The sequence below is a fragment of the Pasteurella sp. WM03 genome, assembly GCF_004570945.1.
GTDB lineage: Bacteria > Pseudomonadota > Gammaproteobacteria > Enterobacterales > Pasteurellaceae > Rodentibacter.
The window spans coordinates 217,074-229,974 of the sequence record NZ_SPPO01000001.1; the positions used below are offsets into that span (position 1 = coordinate 217,074).

At 39.8% G+C, this 12,901-nt stretch carries 12 protein-coding genes; 8 read left to right on the forward strand and 4 right to left on the reverse strand.

Annotated elements, in window-relative coordinates; all coding sequences use genetic code 11:
* Positions 1 to 246: 246 nt before the first annotated feature.
* The 3 genes from aroQ to menB are packed head-to-tail and all read right to left on the reverse strand — an operon-like array spanning position 247 to position 2,661.
* On the reverse strand, positions 247 to 699 hold the full coding sequence (aroQ, locus tag E4T92_RS01110) for a type II 3-dehydroquinate dehydratase (protein WP_135093088.1): 453 nt from the start codon (positions 697 to 699) through the stop codon (positions 247 to 249).
* A 57-nt stretch (positions 700 to 756) separates the two neighbouring features.
* Entirely contained in the window at positions 757 to 1,749 is a 993-nt protein-coding gene (gene menC / locus E4T92_RS01115; RefSeq protein WP_135093089.1) for an o-succinylbenzoate synthase, read from the reverse strand.
* A 54-nt stretch (positions 1,750 to 1,803) separates the two neighbouring features.
* Positions 1,804 to 2,661, reverse strand: a complete 858-nt coding sequence (menB, locus tag E4T92_RS01120) for a 1,4-dihydroxy-2-naphthoyl-CoA synthase (RefSeq protein ID WP_077542905.1) — start codon at positions 2,659 to 2,661, stop codon at positions 1,804 to 1,806.
* A 145-nt stretch (positions 2,662 to 2,806) separates the two neighbouring features.
* On the opposite strand from menB, the gene E4T92_RS01125 reads away from it, so the two are divergent.
* The 3 genes from E4T92_RS01125 to E4T92_RS01135 all read left to right on the forward strand — a co-directional run bounded on the left by E4T92_RS01125 (position 2,807) and on the right by E4T92_RS01135 (position 5,671).
* Positions 2,807 to 3,370, forward strand: coding sequence for a DUF5358 domain-containing protein (locus E4T92_RS01125; RefSeq protein WP_077542906.1), 564 nt, complete (start codon positions 2,807 to 2,809; stop codon positions 3,368 to 3,370).
* 181 nt (positions 3,371 to 3,551) lie between these two features.
* Positions 3,552 to 5,210, forward strand: coding sequence for a phospho-sugar mutase (locus E4T92_RS01130; protein WP_135093090.1), 1,659 nt, complete (start codon positions 3,552 to 3,554; stop codon positions 5,208 to 5,210).
* Between the two features lie 131 nt (positions 5,211 to 5,341).
* Positions 5,342 to 5,671 carry a multidrug efflux SMR transporter gene (locus E4T92_RS01135; RefSeq protein ID WP_135093091.1) on the forward strand — a complete coding sequence of 110 codons (330 nt, stop codon included), beginning with the start codon at positions 5,342 to 5,344 and terminating at the stop codon, positions 5,669 to 5,671.
* Positions 5,672 to 6,028: 357 nt separating this feature from the next.
* Here E4T92_RS01135 and E4T92_RS01140 read toward each other — a convergent pair whose 3' ends face one another.
* Positions 6,029 to 7,081, reverse strand: a complete 1,053-nt coding sequence (locus E4T92_RS01140) for a TrmH family RNA methyltransferase (RefSeq protein WP_135093092.1) — start codon at positions 7,079 to 7,081, stop codon at positions 6,029 to 6,031.
* A gap of 147 nt (positions 7,082 to 7,228) precedes the next feature.
* Here E4T92_RS01140 and pssA point away from each other — a divergent pair, with 147 nt between their 5' ends.
* The 5 genes from pssA to yajC all read left to right on the forward strand — a co-directional run bounded on the left by pssA (position 7,229) and on the right by yajC (position 12,887).
* Positions 7,229 to 8,596 carry a CDP-diacylglycerol--serine O-phosphatidyltransferase gene (gene pssA / locus E4T92_RS01145; protein ID WP_135093093.1) on the forward strand — a complete coding sequence of 456 codons (1,368 nt, stop codon included), beginning with the start codon at positions 7,229 to 7,231 and terminating at the stop codon, positions 8,594 to 8,596.
* A gap of 90 nt (positions 8,597 to 8,686) precedes the next feature.
* Positions 8,687 to 9,778 (forward strand): tRNA preQ1(34) S-adenosylmethionine ribosyltransferase-isomerase QueA, encoded by a 1,092-nt coding sequence (gene queA, locus E4T92_RS01150; RefSeq protein ID WP_135093244.1) that lies wholly within the window; start codon positions 8,687 to 8,689, stop codon positions 9,776 to 9,778.
* 122 nt (positions 9,779 to 9,900) lie between these two features.
* Positions 9,901 to 11,040 carry a tRNA guanosine(34) transglycosylase Tgt gene (tgt, locus tag E4T92_RS01155; RefSeq protein WP_135093094.1) on the forward strand — a complete coding sequence of 380 codons (1,140 nt, stop codon included), beginning with the start codon at positions 9,901 to 9,903 and terminating at the stop codon, positions 11,038 to 11,040.
* A gap of 204 nt (positions 11,041 to 11,244) precedes the next feature.
* The gene (locus E4T92_RS01160; protein WP_135093095.1) at positions 11,245 to 12,252 is read left to right on the forward strand and encodes a YeiH family putative sulfate export transporter; all 1,008 of its coding nucleotides are present in this window, start codon (positions 11,245 to 11,247) and stop codon (positions 12,250 to 12,252) included.
* Between the two features lie 341 nt (positions 12,253 to 12,593).
* On the forward strand, positions 12,594 to 12,887 hold the full coding sequence (gene yajC / locus E4T92_RS01165; protein ID WP_135093096.1) for a preprotein translocase subunit YajC: 294 nt from the start codon (positions 12,594 to 12,596) through the stop codon (positions 12,885 to 12,887).
* Positions 12,888 to 12,901 lie beyond the last annotated feature (14 nt).

Below are 12,901 nucleotides of genomic sequence, written 5' to 3' on the forward strand. Positions count from 1 at the left end.
TTTCATTACAATGCCGGGTATTATGTTGCAAATGCACAAAAACAGAAATTTCAATATGTTATAAGCAGGCACACTCAGTATATCCCTACAAGTATCTGAAAAATGAGCCTTATGCAACTGCCATATAATATTGGAAACATATAAAAGTGCGGTCAGTTATAAACCGATTTTTAATCGCGCAAAGGTTACCTTAAATTGATCTAAATTGCGACAAAATTCTATTAATTTCGGTAAAAATACCGCATTTTATGACTTTCTTGCTAAAAAATCTAAGGCGAATAAAAAGGCAAACTCATAACCTTTGGCTCCTAATCCACAAATCACACCCTCTGCTACATCGCTGAAATAAGAATGATGACGAAATGATTCACGCTTGTGTACGTTAGATAAATGAATTTCAACAAAAGGGATTGAAACCGATAATAATGCATCACGTAACGCCACACTGGTATGGGTATAGGCTGCCGGATTGATTAAGATAAAATCCACTTTTTGAAAACTTTGGTGGATTTTATCAATCAACTTTTCTTCACTATTGGCTTGGAAACAGGTTAATTCAACATTATGCTGCTCTGCCAATACCTTTAGATTCGATTCAATCGTTGCAAGTGATAAACAACCATAGTGCTTTGGCTCACGGGCGCCTAACATATTTAAGTTCGGGCCGTTTAGTAACAAAATTCGGGATTTTTGCGACATTTTCTCTTCCTTTTAAGATTGTGCATTATACGGATTTTTCGACAATCTCTGGTCGAATCAGATAATCTTTGTAATCAACTCAGAATCCAAATCAAGAAGCGGTAATGTTGAGCCTTTCCATGGGCGCAACACTTGATAATCCATTAAGTCCAACGTATCTAACCCCGGTGTCATATTCGGTGTGTATTGTCGGGCAATACGGGCAAGTTGGGTTAAACCAAGGCTACTTTCAATACTTGAGCTAATCACCGATTTTAATCCTAAAGTATGCGCCTGTTTGATTAATTCAATACAATGTTCAAGGGAACCAATTAATGTCGGTTTAATCACAATAGCTGACAAATTAGGTTCTTTTTTAAGCTGAAAATTTGGTTCCCGTAAAGATTCATCCCAAGCAATCGAAATCCCGGTTTGGGCGGCAAATTCACGACTTAATTCAGGTGTTTTGCAAGGCTCTTCCAAAAATTGAATTCGGGAACGATGTGGCGCTTTAACTTTCGCCGCAAACAATAAGGCTTTTTCAAGCGACCAACGGCGATTAGCATCAAGGCGTAATTGTAGATCGGGGATCGCCTCTAAAAACATATCCGCAATCAATCCGTCTCGGTTGGCTTCATACATACCCACTTTGATTTTTGCCACCTTCTCGCCGGAAAGATGAGCTAATGACTCATAAAGCTCATCGGGATCACCATAACACAGGGGGGCAGTATGATAGTTTCCTTCCGTATTGAGTTTGCCCTTGAGTTCAGCCAATGCACAGCTCAAGCCAAAGGCTACGGAGGGATAAAGCCCATCAAACGATAACTTTTCATCACGACTACGTGCCATATCCCAATTGGCAAGCCATTGTATCGCTTGGTTTTCCGCCATTTCTAAGGATTCCGCACTAACCCCCGGTAATGGCGCAATTTCTCCCCAGCCTTCATTATCTTGACACTGGATATGCACGAGTAAACCTTCACGGCGTTTTAGAAAGCGATCCCGCAAAATAAGTTGGCTATCAACGGGAATGGAATAACGATAAAGATGATATTGTCGGATTGTCATAAATTTTACTTACAAAAAGTGCGGTTGAAATTAACCGCACTTTTGGTTGAATAATTAAGGATTACGTCTGAATTTGCTGAAATCCGGCGCACGTTTTTCATTGAAAGCATTGCGACCTTCTTGACCTTCTTCCGTCATATAGAACAACATGGTCGCATTCCCCGCCAATTCTTGAAGACCGGCTTGACCATCACAATCCGCATTTAATGCCGCTTTCAGACAACGCAATGCAATCGGGCTGTTACGTAACATCTCACGACACCAACGCACGGTTTCTTTTTCTAACTCGGCATAAGGAACGACAGTATTCACCAAGCCCATATCTAAGGCTTCCTGAGCATTGTATTGACGACATAAGAACCAAATCTCACGGGCTTTTTTCTGACCGACTAAACGTGCCATATAACTTGCGCCCCAACCACCATCAAAAGATCCCACTTTCGGCCCTGTTTGACCAAAAATAGCATTATCTGCAGCAATGGTTAAATCACATAACATATGTAATACATGACCGCCGCCAATGGCGTAACCTGCCACCATTGCCACCACCGGTTTTGGACAAGTACGAATATCCCGTTGGAAATCCAACACATTTAAATGATGTACACCACTCTCATCTTTGTAGCCGCCGTAATCCCCACGAATTTTTTGATCGCCCCCCGAGCAGAAGGCTTTTTCGCCTTCACCGGTTAATACAATCACACCGATTTTTTCATCAAAACGGGCATTAGAAAACGCATGAATCATTTCTTTAACGGTTTGCGGACGGAAGGCATTACGCACTTCAGGGCGGTTAATGGTGATTTTTGCGATACCGTCAGTGGATTTATGATAACGAATATCAGTATAGCCTTCGCTATGATCGACCCACTCAACGGGCGCATAAAGTACATCATCTTTTGGATTTTGCATGAATATTCCTTTTAATTAACGAAAAGTGCGGTCATTATAGCGGAAGTTTTTCCAATCGGGAAAATGAAAATTTATTTCAATCTTTATCTATTCTATGCTTATTGCTAAAATTTCGACCATATCAATTCATCTCAGGCAACCCAATATGAAACGTATTTTTACACTCGGTATAACACTATTGCTCTGTGCTTGCAGCCTCTCCGATTCATCTCAATCAGCTATTCCGGCAGAATTTGCCGGCGCAGATTATCAACTTTCAGATAAAAATGCGAAACAATGGGCAATTGCCAGTAAACAAGCGGAACAATGTATTTATCCGAATCTCACCCGTATTCAGCAACAACATTTTGCAAAAGAGGATAGCTATATCCACTCTCAATATGTCTTTTTCTATCCATTGGAAAACATTATTGGTGAAGATTATGTGAAGATCATTCAAAATGATGAAAAATCAATGAATTACGCCACTTATCAATTCAAAAAATTCCGCACAATCGTTGGGAATGCAGAACCAATGGATAATCAACAATGTCGGATTTTACGCACCCAAGCACGTGACGATTTAGATGTGGTGAAGGGGCAATATAAAAACGGTATGGTGGATAATTCAAAGATTGAAGAAAACACGACAAATGGCGATGGTGTGGCCACCAATCAAAATAAATTCTTTTTTGACATCATAAAATGGGGGTCAGCGCTGTTACTATAATCTCAAACCGAGCAATCTAAATCTATTTCACCCTAAGTAAGAATCACATACTGTTTTGATGCAATCGATTATATGAATAAAAAATGTTACACAGATCAAATTTTCAATAAATAAGCCTTGAACTTTAATCGTTTTCCGCTAGTCTATCTGCGTATTTCTTTAAACTTAAGAAGGTGAAATTATGGCAACTCTTTTTGATGTAGCACAAAATTGGTTAAACCAAGATCCTGATGCAGAAACTCGTGCAGAATTGACCGCACTTTTAGAGGCAGCAAAAGCTGGCGACACAAAAGCAGAAACAGAATTACGGGCTCGTTTTGACGGTCGTTTACAATTTGGCACTGCCGGTTTACGTGGTCCTTTACAAGCCGGCTCTATGGGGATGAACCGCGTTTTAGTGGCTCAAGCTGCCGGTGGTTTAGCGGACTTTCTGAAAGGCTATGACAAACAACCTTCTATTGTGATTGGTTATGATGGTCGCAAGAATTCCGATGTTTTCGCACGCGATACCGCAGAAATTATGGCTGGTGCGGGGATAAAAGCCTACTTATTACCACGCAAATTACCAACGCCCGTGTTAGCCTATGCCATTCAATATTTTGACACCACTGCAGGTGTAATGGTTACTGCAAGTCACAACCCACCTGAAGATAACGGTTACAAAGTCTATTTAGGCAAGGCCAACGGTGGCGGTCAAATCGTCTCCCCTGCCGATCAACAAATTGCCGTATTAATCGACAAAGTCGCCGCCGGTAATATTCAAGATTTACCGCGTAGCAATGATTATGTTGTGTTAAATGATGAAGTGGTGGACGCTTATATCGCTAAAACGGCCTCACTTGCTAAAGAGCCACAATGTGACATCAACTATGTTTATACCGCCATGCACGGTGTGGGCTATGAAGTGCTAAGTAAAACCCTAGCCAAAGCCGGTTTACCACAACCTCACATCGTTGCCGAACAAGTATGGCCGGACGGTACTTTCCCAACGGTGAATTTCCCAAATCCTGAAGAGAAAGGCGCATTGGATCTTGCGATTAAAGTAGCGAAAGAAAATAATGCAGAATTTATTATTGCAAACGACCCTGATGCCGACCGTTTAGCCGTTGCCGTACCGGATACACAAGGAAATTGGAAAGCCTTACACGGCAATGTGGTAGGCTGTTTCTTAGGCTGGTATTTAGCCAAACAATATCATGCACAGGGCAAACAAGGCATATTGGCATGCTCTTTGGTCTCTTCCCCTGCACTTGCCGAGATCGCCAAAAAATATGGTTTCCAATCGGAAGAAACCCTAACCGGTTTCAAATATATCGGCAAAGTGCAAGGCTTGCTGTTCGGTTTTGAAGAAGCGCTCGGTTATTTAGTAGATCCTGATAAAGTCCGTGATAAAGACGGCATTTCAGCAGCGATTATGTTCTTAGATCTTGTCCGTAACTTGAAAAAACAAGGTAAAACCTTAGCGGATTATGCTGATGAATTCACCAAAGAATTTGGTGCTTATGTGAGCGGACAAATTTCTATTCGCGTCAGCGATCTTAGTGAAATCAGCAAATTAATGACCGCACTTCGCAATACCCCACCAAGCGTTATCGGTGGCGTGAACGTCGCGCAATTTATCGACCACACCAAAACAGATCGACAAAGTGATATTCTCGTATTTGTGCTGGAAAACGGATCACGTTTAATTGCCCGTCCTTCAGGTACCGAACCAAAAATTAAGTTCTACTTAGACGCACGTGGCACAGATCCGAAAAATGCAGAACAAGTGCTTGCTGATTTTGATGAAGGTGTACGAAACATTCTTCGTCAAGATGCTTATGGCAAACAAGATTGCTAGGTTATAAACATTAACCAATTGCTAGGTTATAAACATTAACCAAGTGAAGGAGACGCGTATTTGCGTCTCTTTTTATTTTTAACTCCCCCCTTCTATGAAGGTAGATTTTTACTCGGAATAAGGAATCATCAATGAACCCTTGGATTTTACTCACCATTTCCATCTGCTTAGAAATTGCTGCAACAAATTTATTAAAAGTGAGTGATGGTTTTACTAAACCGATTCCAACCATTTGCTCGCTCACCCTCTATGGCATTTCTTTTTATTTTGTTTCAATTATTTTTCGATCTTTACCCGTAGGTTTGGTTTATGCCATTTGGTCTGGTGTTGGGATTGTCCTTACCGCAGTCGTTGCTTATTTTGCATTCGGACAAAAAATAGATATGGCGGGGATAATTGGAATCGGGCTAATTATTGCTGGTGTATTGGTCATTAATCTCTTCTCAGCAATTTCCCATTAGAAAAAATGAGGGAATATTTCGGTATTATGTAACAGTTGCACAAATCTGGGGGTAGCTTGTAGGGACACACTGCGTGTGTCCGCTTATAACATATTGAAATAACCTGATTTTATAACGGACACACGCAGTGTGTTCCTACATATCGTTGAAATTTCTATTTTTGTGCATTGGCTACATAATACCACGCCATTCCTTGGGGCTTTCATTGAAGAATAACCACATCACCTCACTACCTTCAAAGTTGATATAAAAGATAGGGAATCCTTTAATAGCGATATTTATTTAATTGTTCAAAAGAAAATCCAGTAGTTCTATTAGGTTTGAAAACAATTAGAAAAACAACCGCACTTTGCTTCTCTATTTTGCAAAATACCATTTCGCTAACAAAATTCCACTATTGACAGCAATATTTAATCCGTTTTTCAAGGGACTATTTAAAGATAAACGAACATGAATATCTTTCTTCTCATACAAGTCTGTTGTGCTTGTTTCACTGAGTAAAAATACCACTTTCCGATTAAATTGCACCTGATCTAGGGGAATCCCTTCTTTTCCTTGTGCAATGTGCACCACTTGATAACCTGCTTGACGAAGTTGTTGCAATGCAGATTCGGTATCCAAACATTCCAATAAACGGATATGTTCCGCGCCGCCTTCTGCAACACGCATAGCCGCCGCAGAATATAGCTTGTCTGCATTATTAGTTACCACATTTTTCACACCATAAAATGCACAGGTACGCAATACGCCACCAATATTTTGCGCATTATTTACTTTATCCAACAATACTAAAACATCCTCTGTATGAGGAATATCCAAATAGCCTTGTAAAGTAAAAGGACGTTGTTTTTTTACCAACATACAAATACCACCGTGATGTTCGGTGCCACTCACAAGGGATAATTCTTCATGATCTACAATATGATAAACCTTTTTATTTGTCGCTAAATAGCTCAATATTTCACCCATTTTATGGGACATTTGTACGGTTGCCCAAATACGTACAATGTTCTCCGGACGCTGGGCAAACAATTCTAGGCAGGCATTTTCACCATAGACTTTCATTTCTTCCGCACGATTTTTCTTAATTTTTTCCGGAGCCCGTGGTGAAAGGGCACCGCTTTTCTTTTCTTTGGGTTTATAGGCTACACCGGTGCTTTTTACTAATACCTTTACACAGCCTTTCGCTCCGCCACTTTTATTTAAAGAAAGCTCGGCAATCTTTGGTTCACGCACGGCCTGTTGAAAACGAGGTTCGTTTTTTCCTTCACTATGTTTTTTCTCAAAGTGCGGTCGATTTTCACGATATTTTTGCTCATGAAAACGTGGAGAAACATCCCGTTCAGAATGTTGTTCTTGAAAAGATTTACGGGAATTTGTTTGAAAAGTCGGTTTGCGGGAATTGTTCATAAGGAGATTCTCAAGAAAAATTGGATAATAATTCGCCAAAAAAAGCGGAAATTTGTGAGCATTATAGCGAAAAAAAACCTTTTTTCTATTAATCCTCAAAGGAAATATTGTAAACTAGCCCATCCCTAGAAATTGCAGAGACAGATTATGTTAATCAATAAATTAAAACGTACTGAGCAAACTCTCCAAAATCTGCCCTTTTTGTCTTTAGAAAAAGCACAGGTTGAGTTTTTGTTTAGTCCGATTGAATTTAAAACTCAACTTATTGAATTAATTAGAAATGCAAGAAAACGCATTTATGTAACCGCACTTTACTGGCAAAAAGATGAAGCAGGGCAAGAAATTCTTGATGAAATTTATCGTATAAAACAGGAACACCCTGAATTAGATGTCAAAATCCTTGTAGATTGGCATCGGGGGCAACGTAATTTATTGGGGGCAGAGAAATCTGCCACGAATGCTGATTGGTATGTGGAACAGCGTCAAACTTATCAGCTTTCGGATGACCCGAATATGTTTTTTGGTGTGCCGATTAATACTCGTGAAGTGTTCGGTGTTTTGCATATCAAAGGGTTTATTTTTGATGATACGGTGCTTTACAGTGGTGCGAGTATCAACAACGTGTATTTACAACAAGACGATAAATATCGCTACGATCGCTATCAAAAAATTACAAATACCGCATTAGCTGACTCAATGGTCAATTTTATTAATGATTATTTATTGGACATGAGTGCCATTCATCCTCTTGATATCGCAAACCGCCCTCGTACCAAAGAAATTCGTTCGGCTATTCGTGCTTATCGTAAAAATTTAGCCAATCATGCGGAATACAGTTTAGAGAGTGCGGTTGGTTTTTCCGATGTTTTAAGTGTTTCGCCATTATTTGGTTTAGGCGCGTCAGGCAATGAATTAAACCAAATCATTGAAGATTTATTTTCACAAGTGCAGGAAAATTTAGTGGTTTGTACACCTTATTTTAATTTTCCTCGTACTTTACAAAATAAAATTACTACATTATTGGAAACAGGGAAGAAAATCGAAATTATCGTAGGCGACAAAGTGGCAAACGATTTTTATATTCCACCGGAACAACCTTTCAAAATGGCGGGTGCCTTACCTTATTTATATGAAAGTAATCTCCGCCATTTTTGTGAAAAATTCCAACAAGATATTGAACAGGGTCGCTTAACGATTCGCTTATGGAAAGACGGTGATAACACTTACCACTTAAAAGGGGTGTGGGTGGATAATCGCTACATTTTACTGACAGGTAATAATTTAAATCCACGTGCTTGGCGTTTAGATGCGGAAAATGGGTTGTTGATTCACGATCCGAAACAAGAATTACGTGATCAAGTTGAGAAAGAATTAAATCATATTCGTCAGCATACCACCGTATTGAGCCATTATGCCGAATTGGAAGAATTGTCTCAGTACCCTGAACCGGTTCAAAAATTACTGAAAAAGTTTGCCCGAGTTAAAGCGGATAAATTAGTAAAAATGATTCTTTAGTAGGAAAAGGGGAAATCGTGAATATTTCCCCTTGAGCTTCCCAATTATTCTAACTAGACTACCCCATCTTTTTATCAACCCAATATGATTATGCGTGTTTCTGATTTCCACTTTGATTTACCCGATGAACTTATCGCTCGTTATCCTAAAGCAGATCGTTCTTCCTGCCGCCTTCTCACATTAAATGGTGAAAATGGTGAAATATCTCACCGCACTTTCACCGATGTATTAGATCTCATTGATGAAGGTGATTTGTTAATTTTTAACAACACCCGTGTTATCCCTGCACGAATGTTCGGTCGCAAAGCCAGTGGTGGAAAAATTGAAGTGCTGGTTGAACGTATGCTAGATGAACACCGCTTTCTCGCTCACATTCGCTCCTCAAAATCGCCTAAGGAAGGCACCGAATTATTTTTAGGGGAAAATAAACTGGGCGAAAATAAAGGTATTCAAGCAGTGATGACTGCACGTCACGATACACTTTTTGAAGTCGAATTAACCGATAAATCCACCTCACTTTTAACGGTGTTGCAACAAATAGGCCATATGCCGTTACCGCCTTATATTGATCGCCCCGATGAGGAGGCGGATCAAGAATGTTATCAAACAGTTTATAGCAAAGTACCGGGGGCAGTGGCAGCACCGACAGCCGGTTTGCATTTTGATGATGAACTATTGGCAAAGCTTCAAGCCAAAGGCGTCAATTTTGAATTTGTCACTCTCCATGTGGGCGCAGGCACATTCCAACCGGTTCGAGTGGAAAATATTGAAGAGCACATTATGCATGCGGAATATGTAGAGCTTTCACAGGAAGTCTGCAATGCCATTATTGACACCAAAAAAGCCGGAAAACGTGTGATTGCTGTAGGAACAACCTCCGTTCGTTCCATTGAAACCGCCGCTTTATCCGCAGAGGAAAACGGCAATCCGGATTTGATCGAGCCTTATTTTTCCGATACCTCAATTTTTATCTATCCCGGTAAAAAATTCCGTGTAGTGGATGCGTTAATCACCAATTTCCATTTACCGGAAAGTACCCTCATTATGCTGGTTTCGGCCTTTTCCGGTTTTAATCACACGATGAATGCTTACAAAAGTGCGGTCGAAAATCGCTACCGTTTTTTCAGTTACGGCGATGCCATGTTTATTACGAAAAATACCCAGGTGAAGGGATTGGAATAAGTGGTTTGACTTAAATAAAGGCAACACCTACAATACCCGACCACCCAAAGAATGAAGCCTGTTTGCGCAAACAGGCTTTTTTACTGATATCTTCGAACTGTTTATTCGTTGAGGAAATAAAAATGAAATATGAATTAGACAAAACAAGCGGTAACGCACGCCGTGGTCGGTTAGTATTTGAACGCCCACAGGGGACGTTTAAAGTAGAAACACCTGCATTTATGCCGGTGGGCACCTATGGCACGGTAAAAGGCATGACACCCGAAGAAGTACGTGCAACCGGTGCTGAAATTTTACTTGGCAATACCTTCCATTTATGGCTACGCCCCGGACAGGAAGTGATGCGTAAACACGGTGATTTGCACGATTTTATGCAATGGCATCGTCCTATTTTGACGGATAGCGGTGGTTTCCAAGTATTTAGCCTTGGTAAATTACGCAAAATCACAGAGGAAGGCGTAAAATTCCAAAACCCGATTAATGGTGAACGAATCTTCCTTTCGCCGGAAAAATCTATGGAAATTCAATACGATCTTGGTTCGGATATCGTGATGATTTTCGATGAATGTACCCCTTATCCGGCAACCTTTGACTATGCCAAAAAATCCATGGAAATGTCTCTTCGCTGGGCAAAACGCAGTCGTGATCGCTTTGATGAGCTTGGCAATAAAAATGCGCTTTTCGGTATCATTCAAGGGGGCGTATTTGAAGAATTGCGTAAAATATCTTTGGAAGGCTTAGTTAATATCGGCTTTGATGGTTATGCGGTAGGCGGCTTGGCCGTTGGCGAACCAAAAGAAGATATGCACCGCATTTTGGAATACATCTGCCCACAAATTCCTACCGACAAACCGCGTTATTTAATGGGCGTGGGCAAACCTGAAGATTTGGTTGAAGGCGTGCGCCGTGGCATTGATATGTTTGATTGCGTCATGCCAACCCGCAATGCCCGTAACGGTCACCTATTCGTCACAGACGGTATTGTAAAAATTCGTAATGCGAAATACCGTGATGACACCACTCCGCTTGATCCTCATTGTGATTGCTACACCTGTAAAAATTACACGAAAGCCTATTTATATCATTTAGATAAATGTGGCGAGATTTTAGGCGCACGTTTAAATACCATTCATAATTTGCGTTATTACCAGCGCCTCATGGCAGAAATTCGTCAGGCTATTGAAGAAGATCGCTTTGATGATTTTGTGGCCGAGTTCTATGCGAGAATAGGGAAACCTGTGCCACCCTTGCAAAAGGGATAATGGGCGAAAAATGAGTAAAAAAGTGCGGTTGATTTTTAAAAAGTTTTCTAAAAAATGAAAAAATCAGACCGCACTTTTTATCTTGTGAGCCGGGGTAGGGATTTATCGCTCTCAAGATGCGATTCTCTTCTCTATACAATAGCCCCCTCTGACTAAAATCACTATAATATCCGGTGTATGCTTTTAATCTAAAGAGAAAAGAATATGAAAAATTTAAACGTGATTTTCGGTTTACTTTTGATATCGGTGATTACGGCAATTGCTGTTTTAATTGGAAATAATTCGTTAGTAGAGAGACTTAATATCAGCGCATTAACGTTGGCGATTGTCATTGGTATTCTATGCGGCAATACGTTTTATCCTAAAATCGAACACGTTTCCCATCTCGGCGTGGCTTTTGCTAAAGGAAAATTGCTACGCCTCGGTATTATTTTGTACGGTTTTAGAATTACTTTACAAGATATCGGGCAAGTGGGAGTGAATGCCGTATTAGCCGATGCTATTATGTTGATATTGACATTTTTGATCACCTGCTGGATTGGCATTAAGATCTTAAAACTTGATAAACAAATCGTTTTTCTTACCGGTGCCGGATGTAGCATTTGTGGTGCGGCGGCAATTATTGCGAGTGAACCTGTTGTAAAAGCTCCCTCTTATAAAGTGTCTGTTGCTGTTGCTTTAATCGTGATTTTCGGCACTGTTTCTATGTTTTTATACCCCTTTCTTTACCCTCTTTTAATTGACTACATTAACCCATATCAATTTGGTATTTATATTGGCTCTTCCGTGCACGAAGTTGCCCAAGTTTATGCGGCAGGGAGCAATATTAATCCCGTTGTCGCTGATATTGCAGTGGTGTCAAAAATGATACGGGTGATGATGCTTGCGCCTTTCTTACTTATCTTATCTTATTTTCTACACAAAGATGAGAAACAAAAACACGCTATTTCTATACCTTATTTTGCCTTGATATTTATTCTCGTTGCTGTGTTTAACTCTTTTAATTTATTACCGGCTGAATGGGTGAATCTACTGGTTCAAATTGATACCATTCTATTAATGGCGGCTATGGCAGGGCTCGGATTAACTACGAATATAAGCACAGTGAAACAAGCCGGGTTAAAGCCACTTTTATTGGGGGCATTCGTCTTTATATGGCTAGTTATTGGGGGATTTGGAATAAACTTACTGCTTTATCATTTATTGGGCTGATTTTTCCAAGATTATGTAGTAGCTGCATAAAGTCAGTTTTTCTTCGCTTATTAGAGATACACTCAGTGTATCCGACATTTTATTGAAATTTCGTTTTTTACATCAGCGACATAATACTGGATTTTTCTCTCTAAAAAGTAGTGAAAGTGTTGATATTAAGCGGATTTGAGATAGCCTTTCAGATCTAAGCATGAAAGATATTGAAATGTACAAATAAGGTAATTGAGAGGGACGATATTTAGTAAATTACATAAGGGGGTTAATATACTTTTCACATTTTGTGCGATTTGTGATATTTTATCGCCCAATTTTCAACTTTAATTTTATAAGGAAAACATCAAATGGAAGCTCAAAGTCCAATGTCCACGTTAGTCATTTTCGTGATTTTCGGTTTAATTTTTTACTTTATGATTTATCGTCCACAAGCGAAACGTAATAAAGAACATAAAAAATTAATGTCTGAATTAACCAAAGGCTCAGAAGTATTAACTACCGGTGGTCTAATGGGGAAAATTACCAAAGTGATTGAAGACAATAACAGCGTGGTAATTGCGTTAAATGAAACAACAGAAATCACGATTAACCGCAACTATATTGTAACTATCCTTCCAAAGGGCTCTGTTAAAACGCTTTAATCTTTTATTCCTAA